We start from the raw sequence: 25,406 nt of genomic DNA, 5'->3' as shown, positions 1-25,406 counted from the left end.
TTCCACCACCAGCTGGCCGATCTTGGCGTGCGTTCGCCTGCTCCGCTCGGACCGGTGGCGCGGGCAGGCTCACTCTCGATCTCGCCCTCTTTCCCGGCGGCCTTCGCATCGGCCTTGCCAGAAATCACCCCGGTCATCCCCTCGATCGCCTGGGTTCGGGTCACGCCCTCGGACCGGTGGCGGGCGGACCCTCGCTCCAGGTGTTGACCACCGTCCGATGCACGCCATGCTTCGCCACCAGCTCGGCGACCGTCATCTCGCCCCTGATCGCCTCCACGGCCACCTTCGCCTTGAACTCCGCGCTGTAGTTCTTCCGTTTGCCAGCCAAGCTGTCAGTCCTCGTACTCGTTGGCGGCAAGCTTGGCAGGGTGTCCGGATTTTGGGAGCCACCTCAGTCGCGCGCCTCGGCGAATATGGTCCGCTCGGTTATCGGGTTCTCGACCGTCCCGAGTTTGCGGCAGTAGGAGTGCCATTTGCTGGTGACCTCCGAGATCGAGAAACCCTCGTATACAGCGGACCAGCCGAGGGCGAGACCCAGCCCGGTTTCGGAACCGCCGGTGGCATGGCAGAGACCGCGCAAAATAGAGCTCCAGTGGTGTTCGGAGCCGTCATGCGGTATGTAGCCGAGGGCGTCTTTCATCTCATCGATGTCCGCGTGACCGTGTGCCGACGCGACCGCGCCTTGCTTGCGTTCGGGCGCACGGAGCACCTTGGGAAAGCTCGGGAGCAAGTCCAGCATGATCCCCAGTTCCAGATCGCCGGAAAGGACCTTGTACTTGCCTCTGGCATCCATCGCTCCGGGAGCCACGATCCAGCCGCCTTCACCACGAATATCGCACCCCTCGGGCAGATGCATCGCCGAATTCGTCACGCCATTGGCATGTGCGAAGATCAGATGTCGACCGGTACTTGGCGTCTCGACCACCACTGCACCATCGGGCGGGGATTCGGCGTCGAGTCCGTGCGCCTCGCGGATCGCCGATACATCGTCCTTGCCACCCTTGCGGTCGAGGTCGAGACAGGCGAGTCCGCTGGCCGCTCCCATTGGCAGAGCAGGGACGGCAGAGGGGTGGCGTGTCCACCACCGCGAGATTTGCTCCTCGTCCATTGTGGCGTCGAGATGCCCGCGCTTGGTCCATGGCCGCCGGTCAGCCTTGCCGTTCCTGTCCTTGGTCGAGCCGTCCTTGGCGGGAAAGACCGGGATGCCCATCCTTGCATAGCTCAGGGCGAGGCCGAGATTGTTGGTTGGAACTTGCGATTGAGTCTCGAACCCGATGGCGCTATGATATGTCATAACGGCTGTCCTATTATTGATTGTGAGAATGGTCGTAGGTCGTCATGCGACCCCCCCCCTGCCGCTTGCCCTCGGCAGGGGGGTCTTGTTTCGGCGGATCGCCGCGCGGCAGCGGGATCAGGTACTCTGGCAGAGGGAAGGAGCTTGGCGAGCTCCGCCAGCACCAAGACATGCGAATCCCGGCTGCGGCAATCTCATCTGTGGGGTAGGCGAGTGGGACACTTCTCGCGAAAAGCATAGTGAACCGGCGGAAGACTGAGATGTCCCACCGGTGCGTAACGCATTGATATTCTGATATTTTGGCAGTCCGTAGGGGAATCGAACCCCTCTTTCCAGGTTGAAAACCTGGCGTCCTAACCGATAGACGAACGGACCGCGCTTGCGTAGGGCGGCTTCTAGAAAACCCGTGCCCCGGTTGCAAGCGGGAAATGCGTGGCTGCGCAAGATTTTTCGGCTGCCCGGCCCGCGGCCCCGCGGCGTCTTGCTCCCGGCGCGGAAGCGCCTAGATTGGCGGGGTTTCCGAGCCACGAGTGAGCCCCATGGACCCCCGCAAACTAGAAATGACCGTCCTCATGACCCCCGACATGGCCAATTTCAGCGGCAAGGTGCATGGCGGGGCGCTGCTGAACCTGCTCGACCGCGTGGCCTTTTCCTGCGCCTCGCGATTCTCCAAGCGCTACGCGGTGACGCTTTCGGTCGACCAGGTGACCTTCAAGCAGCCGATCAACGTCGGCGAGCTGGTGACCTTCAAGGCCAGCGTCAACCATGTCGGCCGCACCTCGATGGAGATCGGCATCCGTGTCGAGGCGCAGGACATCCGCTCGGGCGTGTCGCGCCACACCAATTCGTGCTACTTCACCATGGTCGCCGTGGATGAGGAGGGGAAATCCTCGCCCGTGCCCGAGCTGCAGGTCCTCACCGAGGAGGAACAGAAGCGCCACCGCGCCGCCGAAGTGCGCCGCGAGCTGCGCCGCCAGTTCCAGGCCGAGATGAAGAAGGCCTCCGAAGGCAAGCTCTGACGGCTTCCGGACCCGGTCCGCGGCGGCGCCCGCTGCCGCAATCGGGCGGGGCGGGCGGCGAAAGGTGATACACTCTCGGTCCGAAACGCTTTAGACCGAGCGGGCAGACGAGGAGTTGCCCGAGATGACCGAAGATTTCGCCCGCGAGAAAGCTGCCGCTTCCGCCTGGTTCCGCAGCCTGCGCGACAGCATCGTCGCGGCCTTCGAAGCACTGGAGGACAGCCAGGCCAGCGGCCCCTTCGCCGGCGAGCCCGCGGGCCGGTTCGAGGTGACCGAGACCCGCCGTGCCTCCGGCGACGGCTCGGATGCGGGCGGCGGGCTGATGTCGGTGATGCGCGGCGGCCGGGTCTTCGAGAAGGTCGGCGTCAATGTCTCCACCGTGCACGGGCATCTGGGCGAGAAGGCGCAGAAATCCATGGCGGCGCGAAAGGACCTGGACCTGTCGGAGGATCCCAGGTTCTGGGCTTCGGGCATCTCGCTGGTCGCCCACATGCAGAATCCGCACACTCCGGCCGTCCACATGAACACGCGGATGTTCTGGACGCCGAAGGCCTGGTGGTTCGGTGGCGGCGCCGACCTGAATCCCTGCCTCGAATACGGCGAGGACACCCAGCATTTCCACAAGTCGCTGGAAGCTGCCTGCAACCTGCACGACCCGGACTATTACGAGCGCTTCAAGCACTGGGCGGACGAGTATTTCTACATCCCCCACCGCAAGCGCGCCCGCGGCGTCGGCGGCATCTTCTACGACGACCTGAACACCGGAAACTGGGAAGCCGATTTCGCCTTCACGAAATCCGTGGGCGAGGCTTTCCTCCCGGCCTTCCTGCCGGTGACCGAGACCCGCCGCACCATGGCCTGGGGGCCCGCCGAGAAGGAGGCGCAGCTGGTGCATCGCGGCCTCTATGCGGAATACAACCTGGTCTATGACCGCGGCACCAAGTTCGGGCTGGAGACCGGCCATGATCCGAATGCCGTGCTGATGAGCCTGCCGCCGCTGGCCAAGTGGATCTGATCTGGCGCCATCTCTCCGGGCCTCTGGCTCTGTCCTTCCGGGCGGGGCCGTGCAGTCTGGTCCGGATGTGAAGGAGTGCGTGCGATGACGAGGATCAACGAATTCGGCCAGCCGGTCGGCGAGGACGTGGCGGTGGCGCTGCCCCGGCCGCGGCCGGAACCCATGGTGCTGGAGGGCCGCCATGTCCGGCTGGAGCCGCTGGCCATGGCCCATTCGGTGCCGCTCTTCGCCGAGGTCGGCGGGGCGGAGAACGCGGCGCTGTGGACCTACATGCCGCAGGGGCCCTTCGCCGATCCGGCCGGGCTGGAGGCCTGGATGGAAACTGCCGTAGCCAGCTGCGACCCGCTGTTTTCCGCCATCGTCGACCGCGCCACGGAGCGTCTGCTGGGCTTTGCCTCCTTCCTCAGGATTGCGCCGGAGGTTGGCTGCATCGAGGTGGGGTTCATCATGTTCTCCAAGGCCTTGCAGGGCACTGTTCATGCGACCGAGGCGATGGCGCTGATGATGTCCCACGTCTTCGACACGCTCGGCTACCGCCGCTACGAATGGAAATGCGACGCGCTGAACGCGCCGTCCCGGCGGGCAGCCGAGCGGCTGGGGTTCCGCTACGAGGGCATCTTCCGCCAGGCGACGGTGTACAAGGGCCGCAACCGCGACACCGCTTGGTTCGCCGCGACCGACGGCGACTGGCCCGCGCTGAAGGCGGGCTTCGCGGCCTGGCTCGCGCCCGAGAATTTCGATGCGGAGGGACGGCAGATCCGGAGCTTGGCGGCATGCCGCGGCTGAGCCGCGACCTTCCGGTCTTCGTCTACGGGACGCTGCGCCCGGCCGTCGCGCATGTCCCGGCGGCGAAGCGGCTGAAGCGCGAGGGCCGGCTGATCGGCCCCGCCACCTTCCCCGGGCGGCTCTACCTGATCCACTGGTATCCCGGGCTGGTCCCCAGCGCGGCGGCCGGCGAGCTGGTCCATGGCGAATTGTTCTCGCTGCCGCCGAAGCGCGGGCTGCTCGAGATGCTCGACGCCTATGAACGCTTCCGCCCCGCGCAGCCGAAGCGCTGCGACTTCCGCCGGGCGGAATGGACGGTGGAGGGTCCGGAGGGCGCGGTCCGGGCCTGGGTCTACACCTATCACGGCCCGCTGTCCGAAGACCGGCGCATCCGTTCGGGCGACTTCATCCGCGGCGAGTGAGGCAAGCCTCGGGCGGCGGGAATGTCTTGGGGAGAGGCTTGAGGTCCCGGGGCTCCGCGGCGTGGGGGCAATGAGGCTCGGCCCCGGGACCTGGTCGCTTGCTTGCGATGGAGAGGTTCTAGTCCCGCTGCGTGGCCGCAAGGAGGAGCTGAGGGGGCAGGTCCGGGATCATTTCGCGGCGGAAATGGGGCGGGAACGCAAAAGGCCCGGACGGGGGAACCGTCCGGGCCTTTCCATGCAGTCAGGGCGGCGTCAGGCCAGCAGGTCGCGCACCTTCTGGGCGGCTGCCTCGGCGGTGATGCCGAACTTCTCGTAGAGCACTTCGGCCGGGGCGGAGGCACCGAAGCCCTCCATTCCGACGAAGCCCGCCTTCTCGCGGCGGCCGCGCTCGTCGCAGAGCCAGCGGTCCCAGCCGAAGCGGACGCCTGCCTCGACGGCAACGCGGACCGGACCTGCGGGCAGGACCTTGCGGCGCCATGCTTCGTCCTGCTGCTCGAAGAGCTCCCAGCATGGCATGGAGACGACGCGGGTGCCGATGCCCTCGGCCTCGAGGATCTCGCGCGCCTTCATGGCGATGGCGACCTCGGTGCCCGTGGCCATCAGGATCGCCTGCCGCTTGCCGGTGGCTTCGGCCATGATGTAGCCGCCGCGGGCGGTCAGGTTCTTGGCCGAATAGCTGTCGCGCAGCGCGGGCGTGCCCTGGCGGGACAGCGCCAGCACCGACGGGGTGGCTTTCTGCTCCAGCGCGACTTCCCAGGCCTCTGCGGTCTCGGTGGCGTCGGCCGGGCGGAAGACCAGCGTGTTCGGCGTCGCACGCAGCATGGCCAGGTGCTCCACCGGCTGGTGGGTCGGGCCGTCCTCGCCGAGGCCGATCGAGTCATGGCTCAGCACATAGACCGCGGGAACGCCCATCAGGGCCGACAGGCGCATCGCGCCGCGGGCATAGTCGGCGAAGCACATGAAGGTGCCGCCATAGGGCTTCACGCCGCCATGCAGCGCTATGCCGTTCATCGCGGCGGCCATGCCGTGCTCGCGGATGCCGTAATGGATGTAGCGGCCCTTGCGGTTCGACGGATCGAAGACCTCGATGCCGCCCGCCTTGGTGTTGTTCGAGCCGGTCAGGTCGGCAGAGCCGCCGACGGTTTCCGGCGCGACCGGGTTGATCGCGTCCAGAGCCTTCTGGGAGGCGGCGCGGGTGGCGAGCTTCGGCATGTCCTCGACGAAGGACTTCTTCAGCGCGCGCACGGTGGCGCCGAGGCGCTTCGGCGGCTCGCCGGCCATGACGCGGGCGAACTCGGCCTGGCGGGCGGCGGAGGTGGCTTCGAGGCGCTCCGTCCACTCGGCACGGGCGGCGGCGCCTCGCGCGCCGATGGCTTCCCAGGCCGACTTGATGTCCGCGGGCACCTCGTAGGGGCCGTAGGTCCAGCCATAGGCCGCCTTGGCGTCGGCGACGACCTTCGGATCGGTCAGCGCGCCGTGGCCCTTGGGCGTGTCCTGCGCGGCGGAGCCGATGGCGATATGCGTCTTGCAGGCGATCATCGAGGGTTTCGAGGATTTCTTCGCGGCAGCAATCGCCTGGTCGATATCCTCGGGATCATGGCCGTCGCATTCGAAGACGGACCAGCCGGAGGCGCGGAAGCGGGCCATCTGGTCGGTCTTGTCGGCGATCTCGACGGTGCCGTCGATGGTGATGTTGTTGTTGTCCCACAGCACGATGAGCTTCGACAGCTCCTGCTTGCCTGCAAGGCCGATCGCCTCCTGGGAGACGCCTTCCATCAGGCAGCCGTCGCCGGCGATGCAGTAGGTGTAGTGGTCGACCAGCTTCCTGCCGAAGCGCGCGCGCAGGACTTCCTCGGCGATGGCGAAGCCCACGGCATTGGAGATGCCCTGGCCCAGCGGCCCGGTGGTGGTCTCGATCCCCGGCGCGTGGCCGTATTCGGGATGGCCCGCGGTCTTGGCGCCCCACTGGCGGAAATTCTTGATCTCCTCGATGGTCATCTCCGGCGCGCCGGTGAGATAGAGCAGCGAGTAGAGCAGCATGGAACCGTGGCCCGCCGACAGGATGAAGCGGTCGCGGTCGGCCCAGTCCGGCGCGGAGGCGTCGAATTTCAGGTGCTTCTCGTAGAGGACGGTGGCCACGTCGGCCATCCCCATCGGCATGCCGGAATGGCCGGAATTCGCGCCTGCAACGGCGTCGAGGGTCAGCGCGCGGATCGCGCTCGCCTTCTTCCAATGCTCGGGATGCGTCTCTTGCGCGGGCAAAATGGTCACGTGAGGTCTCCTCGTCCGGCAGTGTGGTTGGTCCGGCGGGGCGCGCGGCGCCCCGGGGCAGTTCGGACCGCCTCTTAGCAACACATCAGTAATGTGCAAGCGCTAACAAGGTCGGGATCGGGTGGTTGACGGCTGATTGCCGCCGCAACGCCGGGGCTCGGCCCTTGCTCCCCCCGGTCAAGTCTGTAGTCATGGGTGCAAGAATACGAAAACCGGGCGGCATCGCTACAGGACGGGCATATGAGCGATTTGGAGACTTTAGCCGGGCGTTTCGAGGCGGCCCTGGGGGCCATCGAACGGCGGCTGGCGGAAACCGCGGATGCGCTGGCGCAGGAACGCGCGCGGGCGGAGGCGGCCGAGGCGGCAGCCGCCGAGGCGCTGGACGCGCTGGAGGACGTCGCGCAGGACGGTGCGGCGGTTGCGGCGGCGGAAGCCCGCGCAGAGGCGGCCGAGGCGCGCGCCGCGGAACTCGAGGCCGAACTCGAGGCCGCTGCCGGGCAGGGCGGCGATCCCGAGGAGCTGGAGGCGGCACGGTCCGAGGCGGAGCGGCTGGCGGAGGACCTTGCCGCGGCACAGGAAGAGATCGCGCGGCTGTCGGCCGAGCTGGAGGCCGCCGGGGCGGCCGCGGCCGATCCCGAGGAGCTGGAGGCGGCACGGACCGAGGCGGAGCGGCTGGCAGCCGAGCTGGACGGCGCGCGGGCCCAGTCCGAGGGGCTGGCCAGCGAGGTCCAGCAATGGAGCGCCGAGGCGGAGCGCGTCACCGAGGAGCTGGAGCGGCGCCGCGGCGACGAGGAAGCCCTTGCGGCGGTGACCGGGGAACTCGAACAGCTGAAGCCGGAGCTCGGCTCCGCACGGGCGCGGGCGGAACAGGCCGAGGCCAACCTTGCGGCGGCACAGCAGGAATGCGCGGCCCTGGCCGCCCGGCTCGAGGAGCTGAAAAGCGGCGAGCGGGCGCTGACCATGGCTTCGCGCAACGAGGCGGAGGCGCTGCAGGCGGTGCTGAGCCGCTCCGAGGCGGCGGTGGCCGAACTGCAGCGGGTGAATGCCCAGCTCAGGACCAACAACGCGGCCCTGCGCGGCGCGATCGAGGCGGGGCTGTCCGAGGCCACGCTGGTCGACGAGGCGCTGAAGGCCGATCTGGCGGCGCTGGAGGCGGCCCGCGCGGCCGACCGCGCCGAACTCGACAGCATTCTCGCCGCGCTGGCCCCGGCGCTGAAGGAGGACGGACATGCCTGAAGTCACCATCAATATCGGCGGGCGCGGCTTCGACGTGGCCTGCCAGGAGGGCGAGCAGCCCTTTCTCGAAGCGGCGGCACGGCTGCTGGATGCCGAGGCGCAGATCCTGGCCGAGCAGATCGGCCGCATGCCGGAGCTGCGGATGCTGCTGATGGCCGGGCTGATGCTGGCCGACAAGACGGCAGGGCTGGAGGACCAGGTGGCCGAGCTGACCGGCCAGGTGGCGAGCCAGGAGGCGCTGATCGAGGAGCTGCGGGCGCGGGCGGCCGAGCCGTCGCCGTTGGGCGAGGACATGGCGGCACGGCTCGACGCGGCCGCCTCCCGCGCCGAGGCGCTGGCCGCTCCGGCGGAGTGAACGCGCCGGGACGGGCCGCGCGCCCGTCCCCTGCGTCTCCGGGCGCCTAGACCTGCCTGCCCGGCGGTGTCCCGCGCTCCGGTTTCGCGCCTGCCTCATTGGGCCGATGGCCGTGTGCCAGCCCTCAGCCCCTGCTGAATGCCGGGCAGATTTCCGCAAATGGTCGCTATGGCCCCGGCGGTTCTCCGGACCGCCTGCAAGGTCGGCATGTCCGTGACACGGGGGAAATGATCATCGGGCATGGTTGTCGGGCGGGCCGCGCCATCAGGCTCGCGCATGGTGCGTCCGGAAGCGGACGCAGGGCTGCGTGCCAAGAGGAAGTGCCGCGCGGCTCTCCCGTTGTCAGCGCCGGAGGGGGCGGGGCGCAAGCCATTTGGCCGGCCCCGGGGCTGGCGGCATGGACAGGCAGGCGGCGGCGCGGGGCGCGGCACCGGGGACCTGCGGGTCCCCGGGCCTTGCGGTATCCGGATGCGCCGGAGGCGCGGCGCCCTGTCAGAGGGTCTCGCGCAGGGTTTCGATCATCAGCGCGACATTCTCCGGATCCGCGTCCGGGGTGATGCCGTGGCCGAGATTGAAGATGTGCGGGCCGCCGGAGAAGGCGCTGCGTATGCGCCGCACGTCGTCGACCAGCGCCTGGCCGCCGGTGACCATGTGCCCGGGTGCGAGGTTGCCCTGCACGCAGACCAGCGGCTGCAGTTCCCTTGCTGCCCAGCCGGCATCGGCATGCTCGTCGATGGCGACGGCCTGCACGCCGGAATTCTTCGCGAAATTGACGTAGTTCTCGGGGCTGGTCCCGCGCGGGAAGGCGATGACCGGGATGCCGGGATGGCGGTCGTGCAGGGCGCGGGTGATGGCGCGGATCGGCGCGAGCGAATAGGCGGCGAAATCCGCGCCCTCCAGCGAGCCCGCCCAGCTGTCGAACAGCTTGATCACCTCGGCCCCGGCCTCGACCTGCGCCGAGAGATACTCGATCGTGGCCGCGGTCAGCCGCAGCATGAGCTGTTCGAAGAGCCCGCGGTTCTCGTCCTTGAGCTTGTGCGCCGGACCCTGGTCGGGCGTGCCGTGGCCCGCGATCATGTAGGTCGCCACCGTCCAGGGCGCGCCGGCAAAGCCGATCAGCGCGGTCTCGGAGGGAAGCTCCCGCTTTAGGATGCGCAGCGTCTCGTAGACCGGGGAAAGCGTTCCGTGGATGTCGCCGGGATCGCCGAGCTTCGCGAAATCGGCATCGCTGGTCACGGTCGACAGCTTCGGGCCCTCGCCCTTGACGAAGCCGACTTCGGCCCCGAGCGCATCGGGGATCAGCAGGATGTCGGCGAACAGGATCGCCGCGTCGAAGCCGTAGCGGCGGATCGGCTGGAGCGTCACTTCGGCGGCCAGCTCCGGCGTGTAGCAGAGGCTGAGGAAATCCCCGGCCTTCTCGCGGGTGGCCCGGTATTCGGGCAGATAGCGCCCGGCCTGCCGCATCATCCAGATCGGGGGCACGTCCAGGGTTTCGCCGTTCAGGCTGCGCAGCAGCTTCTTCATCTCTGCCATGGGGTCCTCTCGCTCGTCAGGGCGTGACTGCCGGGGCGGCGGGGCAAAGTCAATCCGTCCCGCCCGGCGGCCGCCCCGGTTCGGGCCCGCGCGGGCGATTGCCACCGATCGACGGGGGCGCTAAAGCGGGCGCCATGAAAAAGGACATGCCCACCCCCGCTGACCCCCTCAAACTCGGCACGCGAGGCTCGCCGCTGGCGCTGGCGCAGGCCAACGAGACCTGCGACCGGCTGGCCGCGGCGCACGGGCTGCCGCGGGAGGCCTTCGAGGTGGTGGTGATCCACACCACGGGCGACAACCGCGCGCTGATCGCCGCGGACCGGCCGCTCAAGGAGATCGGCAACAAGGGCCTGTTCACCCGCGAGATCGAGGAGGCGCTGAGCCGCGGCGACATCGACGTGGCGGTGCATTCGATGAAGGACATGCCGACCGAGCAGCCCGGGGGGCTGCTGCTGGATTGCTACCTGCCGCGCGAGGACGTGCGCGACGCCTTCGTCTCGCCGGCCGCGGCCTCGATTGCCGATCTGCCGGAAGGCGCGGTGGTGGGGTCGTCCTCGCTGCGACGCCGGGCGCAGCTGGCGAACCGCCGTCCGGACCTCAAGCTGGTGGAGTTCCGCGGCAACGTCCAGACGCGGATGCGCAAGCTGCAGGACGGGGTGGCACAAGCGACCTTCCTCGCCATGGCGGGGCTCAACCGGCTGGGCATGGAAGACGTCGCCCGCGGCGCAATCGACCCCGAGGAGATGCTGCCCGCCGTCGCGCAGGGCGCCATCGGGATCGAGCGGCGCAGCGCCGACATGGCCACGGCCGCGCTGCTGGAGGCGATCCATGACGGCCCCACGGCGGACCGGCTGGCGGCGGAGCGGGCCTTCCTCGCCGCGCTCGACGGCTCCTGCGAGACCCCGATCGCCGGGCTGGCGCTGCTGGAGGGCGGCGATGTCTGGCTGCGCGGCGAGATCCTGCGCCCCGACGGGTCGGAATCGATCTCCGGCGAGACGCGCGGACCGGTCGGCGATGCCGCGGATCTGGGCAGGGCGCTGGCGGCGGAGCTGCTGTCGCAGGCAGGGACCGGCTTCTTCGCCTGGAAGGGCTGACGGCCGGTCACGGAACCGGGAGGCCGGGGAACGCCCCGTGGGGACGCGCATTTCCGGACGAGCACCGGAACCGCGGCCCTGAAAGGACCTCTCTTGCGCTACCTTCCCCTCTTTCCCGCCATCGCCTTCCTGCCCGCCATGTCCGAAGCGCAGGAGGCCGATGCCCGCGCGGTCCTGCTGACCGGCTCCAGGGTCGTTACCATGCAGGGCGGCTGGACCGATCCCGAACCCATGGACATCCTGGTCGAGGACGGCCGCATTGCCGCGATGGACGAGGGGCTCGATGCAGGGGACGCCGAGGCGATCGACCTGTCGGACCACCTCATAGCGCCCGGCCTGGTCGACGGCCACTGGCACATGTGGAACTCCATCGCCCGCGGGCACGAACGGACCGATGACGGCGGCTTCGCCGACGCGATGAAGCCGCTCTCCGCCGCCTGGACGCCCGAGGCCTCGGCGCTGTCGGTGGAGCTGGCCGCCGCTTTGGCGGTCAATGGCGGCATCACCTGGGCGAACAACTGGGCGCACAACGTCAAGGCGCCGGAATTCGCCGAGGCCGGGATCGCCGCGATGGAGGCCTCCGGGCTGAAGGGACGGTTCAGCTAAGGCTATCCGCAGGCTGCTGCGGCGGACGAGATGATGGACCTCCCCCATCTGCAGGCGCTGGCCGCGCGCTGGGGCCGTGACCGGGTCGAGCTCGGCGTGGCGCTGCGCGGACCGGACCGGTCGGTGCGTGCGGTGTGGGAGGAGGAGATCGCCGCGGCCCGCAGACTCGGGCTGTCGGTCACCTTCCACATGGGCGGCAGCCGGGACGCGGCGGGGCAGGGCAATGTCGGGGTGCTGTCCGGCGCCGGGCTGCTCGGGCCGGACCTGCATGTCGTTCACATGACCTCGGCCTCGGAGGACGACCTGCGGCTGCTGGCCGAGGGCGGCGCGCCGCTGGTGATCTCGCCCTGGACCGAGATGGAGGTCGGCTACGGCGTGCCCGATCCCGGCAAGATGGCGGTGGCCGGGCTGAAGATGGGTCTGTCGGTCGACAACACGGTGCTGGCCGGGCAGGTCAACATGTTCGAGGTGATGCGCCTGGCCGCCGATCTGGCCGACGGCTTTGCGGAAGAGCGGCAGGCGCTGTCCGATGCCACGGTCTTCGACTGGGCGGCGCGGGCGGGGGCAGAGGCGATCGGCGCGCCCGAAGGCACCGGCACGCTGGCGGAAGGCGGCCCGGCCGACCTGATCGCGGTGGACATGGAAAGCCTCGGCACCCGGCCCGCGGTCGGCGCCGGTTTCGCGCTGACCCATGCTGCGGAGCCGCAGGACGTGTCCTTCGTCATGATCGACGGGGTCATCCACAAGCGGGACGGGGAGCTGACCCGCGTCGACCTGGACGATCTGCTGTCGCGGGCCGACGCGATGATCGGCGCGCTTCAGTCGGCAGCGGGCACCGAGGGCTGAGCCTCCGGGCCGCCGAGGACGCGCGTCATGAACACGAGGTCCAGCCAGCGGCCGAATTTCGTGCCGACCTGCGGCAGCCGCCCGGTCTCGGCAAAGCCGTGTCGGCGGTGGAGCGCGATGGAGGCGGCATTGCCCGCCTCGATCCCGCCGACCAGCACGCGGATGCCGCTGTCTTCCGCGATGCCGGTCAGCGCGGCCAGGAGGCGGCTGCCCGTGCCCTTGCCGCGCAGGCCGGAGCGGACATAGATCGACAGTTCGGCGGAATGGCGGTAGCCGTCATGCGGGCGGAACGGTCCGTAGGTGGCGTAGCCCATCAGGGTGTCGCCTTCGATGGCGACGAGAACCGGATAGCCCGCGCCCTGCCGCTCGGCCATCCAGGCGGCGCGCCCGGCCGCGTCCGAGACATGGTCGTTCCAGATCGCCGTCGTGTTCAGGACCGCGTCGTTGTAGATCTCGGCAATGGCGGCGGCATCCTCGGGCGTTGCGTTCCTGATCGTTTCCAATTCGCTCTCCATGTGCGGCTGGCCCGGCCCTTGCCGTCGGGACGGCGGGCCTGCGGGGGGAAGACAGGGCAGGGACCGGTCCAGGGAGGTTCCGGAACCCGATGCAGCGGAAATAGGCCGGCCGGCGGGGGGAACTCAACGGGGCATGCGCAGCGGCCCGGGTCAACTGGGTGGGGGTGGCGGACCGCTGCCGCTTGTCGCGCCGCATTCCGGGTCCGCGCCGCTTGGGCGCGCTTCTGCCCGGCGCTCCGGCCGGCGCCGCCGTTCGGGGGCGCCGGTTCTTGCCACCCAGCTGGCGCCGCGTCACAAATGTGTTGCAGAGCGCGCGCTATAGCGCGGCCTGAATCCCCTGCGCGCCCCGGTTGCGCGGGCCGAGCGGAGATGGATGGATGATGGACGGACAGAAGGACCCCAGGCAGATGGACTGGCTCGAGGCGGAACTCGCCGACACGCTGGACGAAGACTACGAGCTGGAGATGTCCGAACCGGCGCTGTCCCTGGAGATCCGCAAGATCTACGAGAAGGCGCATCCGCCGAGCCTGGAACGCAAGGACTATTTCCGCAAGCTGCTGTACCTGCAGTCCGAGCTGATCAAGATGCATGACTGGGTGCAGCACAAGGGCGAGAAGATCGTGGTGATCTTCGAGGGCCGCGACAGCGCCGGCAAGGGCGGGGTGATCAAGCGGATCACCCAGCGCCTGAACCCGCGCGTGTGCCGGACCGTGGCCCTGCCGGCGCCGTCCGAACGCGAGAAGAGCCAGTGGTACTTCCAGCGCTACGTGCCGCATCTGCCTGCCGCGGGCGAGATCGTCCTGTTCGACCGCTCCTGGTACAACCGCGCGGGGGTCGAGCGGGTGATGGGCTTCGCCGACGAGGACCAGGTGGAGCAGTTCTTCGAGGACGTGCCGGAATTCGAGAGAATGCTGGTGCGCTCGGGCATCCGGGTGGTCAAGTACTGGTTCTCGATCACCGACGAGGAGCAGCAGATGCGCTTCCTGATGCGGATCCACGATCCGCTGAAGCAGTGGAAGCTGAGCCCGATGGACCTGCAGTCGCGCGTGCGCTGGGAGGCCTATACCAAGGCCAAGGAAGAGATGATGGCGCGCACCAACATTCCCGAGGCGCCGTGGTACATCGTGCCGGGCAACGACAAGAAGCGCGCGCGGCTCAACTGCATCGACCACCTGCTGTCGATGATCCCCTACGAGCCTGTGCCGCACGAGGAGATTGCGCTGCCCGAGCGGAAGTACAACCCCGAATACGAGCGCGCGGTGCTGCCGCCCGAGCTCTACGTTCCGTCCAAGTACTGAATGTTACGGCTGCCCCGCGGGGACGTGATGCCGCGCGGGGTGCCGGGGGCTTGATCCGCGGCTGCGGGCGGGGATTGTGCAGGGCAATGCCGCTGCCGGAGCCTGCCGATGCCAGACCTCTCCTTTGACCGCCTCTCCGGGATCGATCCCGCCCTGATCGCCGCACATATGTCGGACCCGCGGATGGCAGAGCACATGCCGCTGCTGTCCGGCCCCTGGGACATCGGGGCCGCCCGGTCGTTCGTCGCCGCCAAGGAGGCCTGCTGGCACCGCGACGGGCTGGGCCATTGGGCCTTCCTTGCTGATGGCGCCTATTGCGGCTGGGGCGGTTTCCAGAAGGAGGGGGAGGAATGGGACTTCGGCCTGGTGCTGCGCCCCGACCGGTTCGGGCTCGGTCCGGCGATCGCGAGGAAGGCGCTGGCCTTCGCGCAGGCCGATCCGCGCATTCCCCGGGTCACCTTCCTGCTGCCGCCCTCGCGCCGCCATCTTGGCGCGCTCGCCCGGCTCGGCGCCCGGCCCGAGGGCGAGGTGGAACATTCGGGCGCACGGTTCCTGAAGTTCAGGCTCGAGACGGCGTGATCCCGTCCCGGGCGGTCCGGGACTTCACGCCCGCGGCCCCAGCCTGCTAGAGGAGGCCAAGAGGGAGACCTGCCGATGACCGCAATCCGCCTGACCGGCCGCCTGATCTGTTCCGGCGATGCCGAGGCTGCCGCCGTGCGGGCGCATCTGCCCGAGCATGTCCGCCTGACGCGGGCGGAGCCCGGCTGCCTGCGCTTCGAGGTCCTGCCGGCCGAGGACCCGCTGGCCTGGACGGTGGAAGAGCTGTTCCGCGACCGGGCTGCCTTCGAGGCGCACCAGGCGCGGGTAAGAGGCTCGGACTGGGGCCGGGCGACGGCCGGGATCGCGCGGGACTACGAGATCACAGAAGAACCCGGCGGTAGGTGATCAGGCTCTGCTGGTCCTTGCGCGGGCCCTTCACCCGCCATTCGGCCTCCCAGTGCTCCGCTGAGACACGGTAGCGCCCGCGGTAGAGGTCGCCGCCGCACAGATGCACGATCTCCGCCTCCGGTTCGGCGGGATCGAAGGCATGGAACAGCCGCCCATCCGCGAACAGCACCCGCGGCAGAGGATCGAAGCGCCAGAGATAGCTCTGCGCGGCGGCAAAGCTCTGCCCGGTCGGCAGGGTCAGCGTCCCGCTCTCCTCGTAGCGCAGGCCCTCGCCGTCGGGGGAGAAGACAGCCTCTCCTGCGAGCCGCGCCGTGCCGCCGGCCAGCGCGTCCTCGATCCGCCGCGTGACCTGCCATCGTCCCGCAAGCGCGCTGGGCGTGAAGAGTTCCGCCGCGGCGGGCAGGGCCTGGGCAAGGGTCATGGCATCGCGCCTTCCATGTAGCGGCGCAGCTTGGCGCGCGCGTCGTAGCCGGAGCTCAGGTCCACCGCGAATTCCGGGGTCCGCGCCGTCCCGTCGGGCGCGACCTGCACCGCCAGCAGGAACGGGCAGGGACGGACGAGATTCCATTGCAGCCCGCCGCCGCCCATCGGTTACTGCCCTGCCGCCGTCGGCCGGCCGTCATGGCGGATCTCGGGCAGCACCTTTGCCAGCCGGGCCGCGCCCGTCACTGCCTGCCTGGCCAGCGCGCCCTTCTGCAGGGCCACATAGGCGGGCCGGCCGCGCTCTTCGAGGATCAGGTCATGCACGCGGGGACGGGCGTCTTCGGCCGCGGCAGAGCGCTGCGGCAGCCCCAGCCTGCCGCCCGAGCGCAGCGTGGTGCCGTCGAACTCGAAATCCGCCGGGGTCGGCAGCACCGTCATCAGCGCGATCCAGTAGCCGCGCGCCAACCGCCCCTGCGCGTAGCCGAGGCAGGCCTCGGTATCGCGCTCGGCGCCGGGCTTGATCCAGTTGAGCGTGGTGACGTTGCCTGCAAGGTCCCGCATGCCGCCGAGGGCGAAGCCGCTCATGGCGCGGCTCCCTGCGCGCCGGAGAGGCGATCCGCCGCGGGCAGGCTTGCGTCGCCGCGCGCTTGCCCGTATGGGCGGGGCGCCAAGCCGCAGGAAAGGTCCGACGATGATCCCACGCTATTCCCGTCCCGACATGGTTGCCATCTGGTCCCCGGAGACCAAGTTCCGCATCTGGTACGAGATTGAAGCCCATGCCTGCGATGCGCAAGCCGAACTGGGCGTGATCCCGAAGGAAAACGCGGCGGCCGTCTGGAAGGCGAAGGACGTGGATTTCAACGTCGCCCGGATCGACGAGATCGAGGCCGTCACCAAGCATGACGTGATCGCCTTCCTGACCCACCTGGCCGAGATCATCGGCAATGACGAGGCGCGCTTCGTCCATCAGGGCATGACCTCCTCGGACGTGCTGGACACCACTTTCAACGTCCAGCTGGTGCGCGCCGCCGACATCCTGCTGGCCGACATGGACAAGCTGCTGGACGCGCTGAAGCGCCGTGCCTTCGAGCACAAGGACACCGTCCGCATCGGCCGCAGCCACGGCATCCATGCGGAACCCACCACGATGGGCCTGACCTTCGCGCGCTTCTACGCCGAGATGGACCGCAACAAGACCCGCCTCCAGGTGGCGCGCGACGAGATCGCCACCGGCGCGATCTCCGGCGCGGTCGGCACCTTCGCCAATATCGACCCGGCCGTCGAGGAGCATGTCTGCGCCAAGATGGGCCTGAAGCCCGAGCCGATCTCCACCCAGGTGATCCCGCGCGACCGCCATGCCGCCTTCTTCGCCGCGCTGGGCGTCGTGGCTTCGTCCATCGAGAACGTCGCCACCGAGATCCGCCACATGCAGCGCACCGAGGTGCTGGAAGCCGAGGAGTTCTTCTCCAAGGGCCAGAAGGGCAGCTCGGCCATGCCGCACAAGCGCAACCCGGTCCTGACCGAGAACCTCACCGGCCTGGCGCGGCTCGTGCGCATGGCCGTCGTTCCGGCGATGGAGAACGTGGCGCTGTGGCACGAGCGCGACATCTCGCACAGCTCGGTGGAGCGCAACATTGGCCCCGACACCACCGTGACGCTGGACTTCGCGCTGTCGCGCCTGACCACGGTGATCGACAAGCTGGTGGTCTATCCGGACAACATGCTGGCCAACATGAACAAGTTCCGCGGCCTGGTGATGTCGCAGCGCGTGCTCCTGGCACTGACCCAGGCGGGCGTGAGCCGCGAGGACGCCTATCGCCTGGTGCAGCGCAACGCGATGAAGGTCTGGGAAGAAGGCAAGGACTTCAAGACCGAGCTTCTCGGCGATGCAGAGGTGACTGCGGCGCTGAGCCCGGCCGAGATCGAGGAGAAATTCGACCTCGGCTACCACACCAAGCACGTCGACACGATCTTCGCGCGCGTCTTCGGCAGCTGAGCCGCCGCGCTGGTGCCGGGATTTCCGGCGCCGGTTCCGCGGGCCCTGTGCCGGGGCCCGCGCCGCTCCGGCGGCCGGTAACAATTCCTGATCGGGCGGAGTGCCGTAAACCCGCCCTTAAGCCCGCTCCATAAAGGTGGCCGCGTCGGCAGAAGTCGGAGGTCGTCCCATGAGCCAGATGCCATCTTTCGTCCGCTCCAGCAGCCCTGCGCCCGAGCTCACGCAGAAGCGCAAGGCGGCGATCATCGTGCGCGTGCTGATGCAGGAGGGCGCGGAGCTGCAGCTCGCCGAGCTGCCCGAATCGCTGCAGGAAGAGCTGACCCACGAGATGGGCGCCATCCGGCAGATCGACTCCGCCACGCTGGACGAGGTGATCGAGGAATTCCTCGAGGAGCTGGGCTCCGTCGGCATGACCTTTCCCGGCGGCCTGGCGGGCGCGCTCGACGCGCTCGACGGCATGATCAGCCCCTCGACGGCCGCGCGCATCCGCAAGCAGGCCGGCGTTCCGATCCACAAGGATCCCTGGGGCGCGATCCAGGGGCTGGAAACCGAGCGGCTGGTCGAGGTGATGGACGGCGAGGCCGAGGAAGTCGCGGCCGTGATCCTGTCGAAGCTGCCGGTGCCCAAGGCGGCGGAAATTCTCGGCAAGATGGAAGGTCCCAAGGCCAGGCGGATCGCCTTCGCCATTTCCCAGACCACCGGCATCGATCCCGAAACCGTTCAGACCATCGGCACGGCGATTGCCACCCAGCTGGCTTCGAAGCCGGCCATGGCCTTCAGCGACGGGCCGGTGCAGCGCGTCGGCGCGATCCTGAACTCGACCGCTGCGCTGACCCGCGACGACGTGCTCGAAGGGCTGGAGGAAAAGGACGCGGGTTTCGCCGAGGAGGTCCGCAAGGCGATCTTCACCTTCTCCAACATTCCCACCCGGATCGACCCGCGCGACATCCCGAAGATCACCCGCGCGGTCGACCAGTCGGTGCTGGTGACGGCGCTCGGCGGGGCGCAGGGCAACGACGCCAAGGCCGGGGAATTCATCCTCGACAACATGTCCCAGCGCATGGCCCAGGCGCTGCGCGACGAGGTCAACGAGCTCGGCAAGGTGAAGGCCAAGGACGCCGAGGAGGCGATGGGCAACATCGTCGCCGCCATCCGGGAGATGGAAGCGGCCGGAGAGCTGCTGCTGCTCGGCGACGAGGAGGATGACGAGGAATAGGCCTGTCCCCGCCGCCCGGCCGCCCCGCGATTGCCGGCCGGGGAGATCCCCGTTAAGACCTGCCCGGGACAGCCCCGCTGTCAGCACGGAGTAGGTCCATGGCGAAGAAGACGAAATCCGAAAGGCAGGCCGCACTCGAGGCGGCGGCGATCCGGGCGCTGACGACCTGGCCGCGCATCCTGCCGTTCCGGCTGCGCTGCCGCGTGGTGGCGGCGCTGATGGCCTGGGTCGTGGCGCCGGTCGCAGGCTACCGCGCGCGGATCCGCGCGAACCTCGCCCATGTCATGCCGGATCTGCCCGAAGCCGAGGTGAAGCGCCTGATGCGGCGCGTGCCCGCGAATGTCGGCCGGATGCTGACCGAGCTGGCGGCCGGGCAGGACTTTCTCGACCTGATCCGGGACGAGCCTTTCACAGGGCCGGGCGTGGCGGCACTGGACGCTGCCAGGGCGGAAGGACGGCCGGTCATCGTGGTTTCGGGCCATTTCGGCAATTTCGACGCGATGCGCGGGGCGATGGCGATGCGCGGCCACCAGATCGGCGCGATCTACCGGCCGCTGAACGACGAGGCGCTGGACGCCGATTTCCTTGCCATGCTGGAGGCCATCGCGGCGCCGATCTTCCCGCGCGGCCGCTCCGGTCTGGCGCGGATGATCCGCTTCCTTCGCCAGGGAAATGCGGTGGCGATCCTGCCCGACCAGTACGTCAACAAGGGCGAGATCCTGCAGTTCTTCGGCCAGCCCGCGCCGACGGCAATGTCGGCGGCGGAGATGGCGCTGAAATACCGCGCGCTTCTGGTGCCGGTCTACGGCATCCGCCGCGGCGACGGCGGTTTCGACCTGGTGGTCGAGGAGCCGGTGCCGCATTCCGATGCGAGGACCATGACCCAGGCGCTGAATGACAGCCTGGAGGCGCGGATCCGGCAGAACATGGACCAGTGGCTGTGGATCCACCGCCGCTGGAAGCCCGAGCGCCAGGCGAAGCGAGCGGCGCGCCAGCGGGCGAAGGCCGCCGCCGCGGACAGCTGACCGGCACAGGCCTGCGGGCAGGGGCCGATGCGGGGCGTTCAGCCGGGCCCGCCGTGCCGGTAGGGGAACCTGCAACGGCAGGCCGCCGGAAGATGGGGGATGGTGCCGCGGCTCAGCGGGCGAGGGCGGCGGCGACCACGGGGCCCTGGCCGCGCCTCTGCAGCAGCACGGCCACCGGCTGGTCGCCCATCACCGGCAGGTCGTATTCCTCGGGGCTGCTGCCGTCCCAGTACTCGGCCAGGTGCCAGTCGGTGACGATGTTCGAATAGGTGATCTCGCGCCCGGCATTCTCGCCCTTGCCGATCTTCACCGTCGCTTCGGGCTGGTAGCGCACCAGATAGAGCTCGGAAGCCGCCGCGGGCTGGGCGATCGGGGCTACGGTCACGCGCACCATGTCGCCGTCGCGCACCGCGTCGAGGCGCGCCTCGGGCTTGTGGCCGCGCAGCTTCTGGATCATCGCCTCGATTTTCTCGGCCTTGTGGCCGACCATCGCGGCCTGGCCCTGGATCACCAGCTGCGGGGTGTAGACCATCCGTTCGCCGAAGCCCTTGGCATAGACCTTCTGGCGCTGGCCGTTCTCGCGGCTGCCGAACGTGTCGGTCCAGCCGATATAGTCCCAGTAATCGACGTGGAAGGAGAAGGCGAGCACGCCGTCCTCGTCCGCCAGTTCGTTGAGCAGTTCGTCCGCCGGCGGGCAGGCCGAGCAGCCCTGCGAGGTGTAGAGTTCCAGAACCACCACCGGATCCGCGGCTGCAGGGAGTCCCGCAAGGGTCAAGCTCATGCAGGTCGCACCGATGATATGTCGCATCTCTGTCCCGTTCGTCCGCCAGTACAAGGAAGGGATAGGCCATCGACCTACGCCGCGCCAATCACCCTTTTGAGAGAGAAATTGCGAGTGTTGCGCGCGACGCAGTTTTTTTGCATGCAACGGTATGCAAAAGGCCGCACCCCCTTGCCGGACCGAGGTCAAAGGATACATACCGTCCGTGCATGGACCCACTTTATTGGAAGGCATGACCCCATGACCATTCAAGTTGGCAACGACAGCTCAAAGACCCGCAAGACCCTTGCGGTCGGCGGCAGCAGCATCGCCTATTATTCGATCCCCGCGGCAGAGGCGGCGGGGCTGGGCGATTTCTCCAAGCTTCCCGCGGCCCTGAAGGTGGTCCTCGAAAACATGCTGCGCTTCGAGGATGGCGGCCGCACCGTCTCCGTCGAGGACATCAAGGCCTTCGCGGAATGGGGCGCCAATGGCGGCCAGAACCCGCGCGAGATCGCCTACCGCCCGGCGCGCGTGCTGATGCAGGACTTCACCGGCGTTCCGGCCGTGGTCGACCTCGCGGCGATGCGCGACGGGATCGTGGCGCTCGGCGGCGATCCGGACAAGATCAACCCGCTGAACCCGGTCGACCTGGTGATCGACCACTCGGTGATGATCGACGAGTTCGGCAATCCGCGGGCCTTCCAGATGAACGTGGACCGCGAATACGAGCGCAACATGGAGCGCTATGTCTTCCTCAAATGGGGACAGAAGGCCTTCAACAACTTCCGCGTCGTTCCCCCGGGCACCGGCATCTGCCACCAGGTGAACCTCGAATACCTCGCCCAGACCGTCTGGACCGACGAGGACCAGAACGGCGAGACCGTCGCCTATCCCGACACGCTGGTCGGCACTGACAGCCACACGACCATGGTCAACGGCGCGGCCGTGCTGGGCTGGGGCGTGGGCGGCATCGAGGCCGAGGCGGCCATGCTGGGCCAGCCGATCTCGATGCTCATCCCCGAAGTCGTCGGCTTCAAGCTGACCGGAGCGATGGTCGAGGGCACCACCGGCACCGACTTGGTGCTGAAGGTCGTCGAGATGCTGCGCAAGCACGGCGTGGTGTCGAAATTCGTCGAATTCTATGGCCCCGGCCTCGACAACCTGCCGCTGGCGCAGCGCGCCACCATCGCCAACATGGCGCCTGAATACGGCGCGACCTGCGGCTTCTTCCCGATCGACGACGAGACCCTGCGCTACATGCGCACCACGGGCCGCGACGAGGAACGCATCGCGCTGGTCGAGGCCTATGCCAAGGAAAACGGCTTCTGGCGCGGTCCGGACTACGATCCGGTCTACACCTCGACGCTGGAACTCGACATGGGCACCATCGTTCCGGCGATTTCCGGTCCGAAGCGGCCGCAGGACTTCCTGCCGCTCGCCGGCGCGGGCTCCGCCTTCCGGAAGGTTGTCGCGGGCTTCCGCGGCATCGACATTTCCGGCGCGGCGGAGGAAATGGCGGCCGAGGGCGACACGATCGTCGCCGAGCGGCCGCTGATCAAGACCGCCAAGGTCGGGGGCGAGGAATACGAGCTGAAGGACGGCTCGGTCGTCATCGCCTCGATCACCTCCTGCACCAACACCTCGAACCCCTATGTGCTGATCGGCGCCGGTCTCGTCGCCCGCAAGGCGCGCGAACTCGGCCTGAACCGCAAGCCCTGGGTCAAGACCTCGCTGGCCCCCGGCTCGCAGGTCGTGACCGACTATCTGGAAGCGGCGGGCCTCCAGGAGGACCTCGACGCGGTCGGCTTCAACCTGGTGGGCTACGGCTGCACCACCTGCATCGGCAACTCGGGTCCGCTTCAGCCGGAGATCTCCAAGTCGATCAACGACAATGACCTGATCGCCACCGCGGTCCTGTCGGGCAACCGCAACTTCGAGGGCCGGATCTCCCCGGACGTGCGCGCCAACTACCTGGCTTCGCCGCCGCTTGTCGTCGCCTATGCTCTGGCGGGCGACATGAACATCGACCTCGTCAAGGATCCGATCGCCGAGACCCCGGACGGCAAGCCGGTCTATCTAAAGGATATCTGGCCGACCGACGCGGAAATCGCCGAACTGGTCGACAAGGTGGTCACCCGCGAGGCGTTCCAGTCGAAATACTCCGACGTGTTCAAGGGCGACGAGAAATGGCAGGCGGTGGAGACGACCGACGCCAAGACCTATGACTGGCCGCCGAGCTCGACCTACATCCAGAACCCGCCCTATTTCCAGGGCATGACCATGGAGACCCATCCGATCACCGATCTGGAGGGCGCCAAGGTCCTGGCGGTGCTGGGCGACATGATCACCACCGACCACATCTCGCCGGCGGGCTCCTTCAAGGAATCCACCCCGGCCGGCAAGTACCTGACCGAACGCCAGGTCGCCCCGCGGGAGTTCAACTCCTATGGCAGCCGCCGCGGCAACCACGAGGTCATGATGCGCGGCACCTTCGCCAACATCCGCATCAAGAACGAGATGCTGGACGGGGTCGAGGGCGGCTACACCAAGGGCCCCGACGGCGAGCAGACGTCGATCTTCGATGCGGCCATGGCCTATCAGGATGAGGGTACCCCGCTGGTGATCTTCGGCGGCGAGCAGTACGGCGCGGGTTCCTCGCGCGACTGGGCGGCCAAGGGCACGGCGCTGCTGGGCGTCAAGGCGGTGATCGCGGAGAGCTTCGAGCGCATCCACCGCTCCAACCTGGTCGGCATGGGCGTCATTCCCTTCGAGTTCACCGGCGGCGACACCCGCAAGACGCTGGGTCTCACCGGCGACGAGACGGTGTCGATCAAGGGGCTCGTCGGCGTGAAGCCGCTGCAGGAAGTGCCCTGCGAGATCACCTTCAAGGATGGCACGGCCAAGACGATCACGCTGAAATGCCGGATCGATACCGGGGTTGAGATCGAGTACATCGAGAATGGCGGCGTGCTGCACTACGTGCTGCGCAACCTCGCCAGGGCGTCGTGATCTCCGGGCGGACGCCCTGAAAAAGGACAGCGACAGGCCCGCCGGCACCGGCGGGCCTTTTCCGTCTCTGCGGCCTCACGGCAATTTCAGGGGAAATCCTCCGGGGAATCGGGCTAGGGTGTCTCCCGGATCAGACGGAGGACGGCGATATGCACCATGCCCGCCACAGCTTCGCGGACCTTGCCGCGACCCTTACCGGACGGCCCGCCCTGGACCGTCACGGCAGCCGCTGGAGAGAAGACGGACAATTCGAACTGACCGGCATCGTTGCCGATGCCCACCGGGTTGCCCCTGACGGCATCCTGAGCGTCGAGGCCGACGGCCAGATGTGGACGGCCGTGCTTGCCGGACCGCAGGGTCCGGCAAGCGACATGCTGGCCGAGGGCGCAGAAGTGACCCTGACCGGCAAGCGCTCGGCCAATGCGGAGCAGATGGAGATGCGCGCAGGGGCGGTGGAAATCAACGGCCGCCGCTACGTGGTCGATCCGGCTCTCGCATGAGGTGACGGCGGCCGGGAGGGGCAGGGCCGGGAAACGGCGCTGACCCGCGGCCGCACTTTTCGGTTGTCGAGATGCAGGGCCGGCCGGGCCCCTGCCGGCATTCGCATGTCCGGATCAGTGCGCTGACATGAGGGAAGGCGGATTGCAGGCATTGCCCGATGGTCCGGCTCCCGGCTTTCCTGCCGGATTTCGCCGGGCGCACCCGGGCGGCGGGAGCTATCATGCGGTCGGGTGGTCGGCCACGGCATGACGGCGCCGTCTTGATGCCAGATGATTTACCTGGCGTTAATGGCGTGGATGTGGTAGCTTCCGCGTATTTTGAAGACAGGAGATTTTTTCAATGCCTTTTGACAGCACAGTCCAATTCCGCGACCTGAGCATCGACCGCCGGACGATCAACGGCGACCTGCGCAGCGCGCGCAACTCCACCATGCTCCGGCTGATCGGCTCGCCCCGCGGGAATTACGGCTCCGATTGCCGCCATCCGACGAATTCGCGCATCCTTTCCCTGATCCGCACCGAAAGCGTCGGCCCGTTCCGCGTTACCGGGCTGATCCCGGCCATCGCCGTGCTGAAGACCGTCTTCGCCGAGATCGAGCGCGACAAGCCTGCGGTCGCGGCGGATGTCGGCACGGCGGGGATGCTCTGCTGCCGCAAGGTGCGCGGCTCCAGCACGGCGATTTCCAACCATTCCTGGGGCACGGCCATCGACCTGACCTTCGGCGGCGGCGTCGACGCGCGCGGCGACAACCGCGTTCAGAAGGGCCTGCTGGAGGTCTACGAGTATTTCATCCGCCACGGATTCTACTGGGGGGCGGCCTTCCGCACCGAGGATGCGATGCATTTCGAGGCCTCCGAGCAGCTGATCCGGAAATGGTCCGACGAGGGCCAGTTCGGCGGCGTCTCAGGTCCCGCCGCCAGCTCGGTTCTGGACTTCGGCGACCGCGGCCCGGAGGTCGAGGAGCTGCAATCCCGGCTCAGCCTGAAGCTCGGACTGGATCTCGACGTCGACGGCATCTTCGGCGGCGACACGCGGGCGGCGGTGATGGAATTCCAGCGCATGGCCGGGCTGAAGGTCGACGGCGTCGTCGGCCAGCACACCAGCAACGCGCTGATGGCCTGAGCCCCAGGCAGGCGCGGACCGGCCTTCTCCGGGCGGGCGGCATGCCAAGCCCGGAGAACCTTCGTGGGTTCACTTTTTGTTCGGCATTTCCCATTGGAGACTCAGCGCGACATGCCTATCTTACCGGGGTTGAA

At 68.4% G+C, this 25,406-nt stretch carries 26 protein-coding genes, 1 tRNA gene and 1 pseudogene; 18 read left to right on the top strand and 10 right to left on the bottom strand.

The genetic code is table 11. The features are described from left to right. The 3 genes and pseudogenes from HCC78_RS34895 to HCC78_RS19175 form a co-directional block, all read right to left on the bottom strand. Positions 1–328, bottom strand: a pseudogene (locus HCC78_RS34895) (transposase); the annotation flags it as partial. 63 nt (positions 329–391) lie between these two features. Continuing rightward, the gene (locus tag HCC78_RS19180; protein WP_172330399.1) at positions 392–1,294 is read right to left on the bottom strand and encodes a bifunctional DNA primase/polymerase; all 903 of its coding nucleotides are present in this window, start codon (positions 1,292–1,294) and stop codon (positions 392–394) included. Positions 1,295–1,594: 300 nt separating this feature from the next. Continuing rightward, a tRNA-Glu gene (locus HCC78_RS19175) sits at positions 1,595–1,669 on the bottom strand. Between the two features lie 164 nt (positions 1,670–1,833). On the opposite strand from HCC78_RS19175, the gene HCC78_RS19170 reads away from it, so the two are divergent. The 4 genes from HCC78_RS19170 (at position 1,834) to HCC78_RS19155 (ending at position 4,515) form a co-directional block, all read left to right on the top strand. After that, on the top strand, positions 1,834–2,313 hold the full coding sequence (locus HCC78_RS19170) for an acyl-CoA thioesterase (protein ID WP_172330398.1): 480 nt from the start codon (positions 1,834–1,836) through the stop codon (positions 2,311–2,313). A gap of 124 nt (positions 2,314–2,437) precedes the next feature. Continuing rightward, the gene (gene hemF / locus HCC78_RS19165) at positions 2,438–3,328 is read left to right on the top strand and encodes an oxygen-dependent coproporphyrinogen oxidase (RefSeq protein ID WP_172330397.1); all 891 of its coding nucleotides are present in this window, start codon (positions 2,438–2,440) and stop codon (positions 3,326–3,328) included. Between the two features lie 84 nt (positions 3,329–3,412). After that, positions 3,413–4,114 (top strand): GNAT family N-acetyltransferase, encoded by a 702-nt coding sequence (locus HCC78_RS19160; RefSeq protein WP_172330396.1) that lies wholly within the window; start codon positions 3,413–3,415, stop codon positions 4,112–4,114. Further along, positions 4,102–4,515, top strand: coding sequence for a gamma-glutamylcyclotransferase (locus tag HCC78_RS19155; RefSeq protein ID WP_172330395.1), 414 nt, complete (start codon positions 4,102–4,104; stop codon positions 4,513–4,515). The genes HCC78_RS19160 and HCC78_RS19155 overlap by 13 nt, the downstream gene beginning before the upstream one ends. Before the next feature lie 252 nt (positions 4,516–4,767). Here the strand turns inward: HCC78_RS19155 and tkt are convergent, their stop codons facing one another. Beyond that, positions 4,768–6,786: a transketolase gene (tkt, locus tag HCC78_RS19150; protein ID WP_172330394.1), complete on the bottom strand. Its 2,019-nt coding sequence runs from the start codon at positions 6,784–6,786 to the stop codon at positions 4,768–4,770. Between the two features lie 240 nt (positions 6,787–7,026). On the opposite strand from tkt, the gene HCC78_RS19145 reads away from it, so the two are divergent. Both HCC78_RS19145 and HCC78_RS19140 read left to right on the top strand, forming a co-directional pair. Beyond that, positions 7,027–8,022: a hypothetical protein gene (locus tag HCC78_RS19145; protein WP_172330393.1), complete on the top strand. Its 996-nt coding sequence runs from the start codon at positions 7,027–7,029 to the stop codon at positions 8,020–8,022. Further along, complete coding sequence (locus HCC78_RS19140) at positions 8,015–8,377, top strand: cell division protein ZapA (protein WP_172330392.1); 363 nt, start codon at positions 8,015–8,017, stop codon at positions 8,375–8,377. The genes HCC78_RS19145 and HCC78_RS19140 overlap by 8 nt, the downstream gene beginning before the upstream one ends. Positions 8,378–8,869: 492 nt before the next feature. Here the strand turns inward: HCC78_RS19140 and hemE are convergent, their stop codons facing one another. Continuing rightward, on the bottom strand, positions 8,870–9,910 hold the full coding sequence (gene hemE / locus HCC78_RS19135; protein ID WP_172330391.1) for a uroporphyrinogen decarboxylase: 1,041 nt from the start codon (positions 9,908–9,910) through the stop codon (positions 8,870–8,872). A gap of 134 nt (positions 9,911–10,044) precedes the next feature. Here hemE and hemC point away from each other — a divergent pair, with 134 nt between their 5' ends. The 3 genes from hemC to HCC78_RS19120 all read left to right on the top strand — a co-directional run bounded on the left by hemC (position 10,045) and on the right by HCC78_RS19120 (position 12,456). After that, a complete protein-coding gene (hemC, locus tag HCC78_RS19130; protein WP_172330390.1) occupies positions 10,045–11,004 on the top strand; it encodes a hydroxymethylbilane synthase in 960 nt (319 codons plus the stop codon). 93 nt (positions 11,005–11,097) lie between these two features. Then, entirely contained in the window at positions 11,098–11,610 is a 513-nt protein-coding gene (locus tag HCC78_RS19125; RefSeq protein ID WP_172330389.1) for a hypothetical protein, read from the top strand. A 30-nt stretch (positions 11,611–11,640) separates the two neighbouring features. Continuing rightward, a complete protein-coding gene (locus HCC78_RS19120; RefSeq protein ID WP_172330388.1) occupies positions 11,641–12,456 on the top strand; it encodes an amidohydrolase family protein in 816 nt (271 codons plus the stop codon). On the opposite strand, the gene HCC78_RS19115 is transcribed toward HCC78_RS19120, so the two are convergent. Further along, the gene (locus tag HCC78_RS19115; RefSeq protein ID WP_305848697.1) at positions 12,429–12,959 is read right to left on the bottom strand and encodes a GNAT family N-acetyltransferase; all 531 of its coding nucleotides are present in this window, start codon (positions 12,957–12,959) and stop codon (positions 12,429–12,431) included. The genes HCC78_RS19120 and HCC78_RS19115 overlap by 28 nt on opposite strands. 392 nt (positions 12,960–13,351) lie before the next feature. Here HCC78_RS19115 and ppk2 point away from each other — a divergent pair, with 392 nt between their 5' ends. The 3 genes from ppk2 to HCC78_RS19100 all read left to right on the top strand — a co-directional run bounded on the left by ppk2 (position 13,352) and on the right by HCC78_RS19100 (position 15,214). Then, on the top strand, positions 13,352–14,269 hold the full coding sequence (ppk2, locus tag HCC78_RS19110; protein ID WP_172330403.1) for a polyphosphate kinase 2: 918 nt from the start codon (positions 13,352–13,354) through the stop codon (positions 14,267–14,269). A gap of 108 nt (positions 14,270–14,377) precedes the next feature. Next, a complete protein-coding gene (locus HCC78_RS19105; protein WP_172330386.1) occupies positions 14,378–14,848 on the top strand; it encodes a GNAT family N-acetyltransferase in 471 nt (156 codons plus the stop codon). A 75-nt stretch (positions 14,849–14,923) separates the two neighbouring features. Then, positions 14,924–15,214, top strand: coding sequence for a putative quinol monooxygenase (locus HCC78_RS19100; protein WP_172330385.1), 291 nt, complete (start codon positions 14,924–14,926; stop codon positions 15,212–15,214). Here the strand turns inward: HCC78_RS19100 and HCC78_RS19095 are convergent. Genes HCC78_RS19095 through HCC78_RS19085 form a run of 3 tightly spaced genes read right to left on the bottom strand, consistent with a single transcriptional unit; the run spans position 15,189 to position 16,225 of the window. Continuing rightward, positions 15,189–15,638: a DUF6314 family protein gene (locus HCC78_RS19095; RefSeq protein ID WP_172330384.1), complete on the bottom strand. Its 450-nt coding sequence runs from the start codon at positions 15,636–15,638 to the stop codon at positions 15,189–15,191. The genes HCC78_RS19100 and HCC78_RS19095 overlap by 26 nt on opposite strands. Then, positions 15,635–15,805, bottom strand: a complete 171-nt coding sequence (locus HCC78_RS19090; RefSeq protein WP_172330383.1) for a hypothetical protein — start codon at positions 15,803–15,805, stop codon at positions 15,635–15,637. Before HCC78_RS19090 ends, HCC78_RS19095 begins: the two co-directional genes overlap by 4 nt. 3 nt (positions 15,806–15,808) lie before the next feature. Continuing rightward, complete coding sequence (locus tag HCC78_RS19085; RefSeq protein ID WP_172330382.1) at positions 15,809–16,225, bottom strand: hypothetical protein; 417 nt, start codon at positions 16,223–16,225, stop codon at positions 15,809–15,811. A gap of 106 nt (positions 16,226–16,331) precedes the next feature. Here HCC78_RS19085 and purB point away from each other — a divergent pair, with 106 nt between their 5' ends. From purB to HCC78_RS19070, 3 genes are all read left to right on the top strand, one after another. Beyond that, positions 16,332–17,636, top strand: coding sequence for an adenylosuccinate lyase (gene purB, locus HCC78_RS19080; RefSeq protein ID WP_172330381.1), 1,305 nt, complete (start codon positions 16,332–16,334; stop codon positions 17,634–17,636). A 169-nt stretch (positions 17,637–17,805) separates the two neighbouring features. Further along, a complete protein-coding gene (locus tag HCC78_RS19075) occupies positions 17,806–18,852 on the top strand; it encodes a flagellar motor switch protein FliG (RefSeq protein ID WP_253949259.1) in 1,047 nt (348 codons plus the stop codon). Between the two features lie 98 nt (positions 18,853–18,950). Next, positions 18,951–19,877: a lysophospholipid acyltransferase family protein gene (locus tag HCC78_RS19070; RefSeq protein WP_172330380.1), complete on the top strand. Its 927-nt coding sequence runs from the start codon at positions 18,951–18,953 to the stop codon at positions 19,875–19,877. A 112-nt stretch (positions 19,878–19,989) separates the two neighbouring features. On the opposite strand, the gene HCC78_RS19065 is transcribed toward HCC78_RS19070, so the two are convergent. Next, on the bottom strand, positions 19,990–20,658 hold the full coding sequence (locus HCC78_RS19065; protein ID WP_172330379.1) for a thioredoxin family protein: 669 nt from the start codon (positions 20,656–20,658) through the stop codon (positions 19,990–19,992). Between the two features lie 240 nt (positions 20,659–20,898). On the opposite strand from HCC78_RS19065, the gene acnA reads away from it, so the two are divergent. From acnA to HCC78_RS19050, 3 genes are all read left to right on the top strand, one after another. Beyond that, positions 20,899–23,649, top strand: coding sequence for an aconitate hydratase AcnA (gene acnA / locus HCC78_RS19060; protein ID WP_172330378.1), 2,751 nt, complete (start codon positions 20,899–20,901; stop codon positions 23,647–23,649). Positions 23,650–23,798: 149 nt separating this feature from the next. Beyond that, on the top strand, positions 23,799–24,149 hold the full coding sequence (locus HCC78_RS19055; RefSeq protein WP_172330377.1) for a hypothetical protein: 351 nt from the start codon (positions 23,799–23,801) through the stop codon (positions 24,147–24,149). A gap of 340 nt (positions 24,150–24,489) precedes the next feature. After that, complete coding sequence (locus HCC78_RS19050; protein ID WP_172330376.1) at positions 24,490–25,272, top strand: peptidoglycan-binding protein; 783 nt, start codon at positions 24,490–24,492, stop codon at positions 25,270–25,272. The last annotated feature ends 134 nt before the right edge of the window (positions 25,273–25,406 follow it).

Origin of the sequence: Mangrovicoccus sp. HB161399 (assembly GCF_013184745.1) — a bacterium.
Lineage (GTDB): Bacteria > Pseudomonadota > Alphaproteobacteria > Rhodobacterales > Rhodobacteraceae > Mangrovicoccus.
Note: the sequence above shows the minus strand (reverse complement) of the source record. Positions and strands in the feature narration are given on the sequence as shown.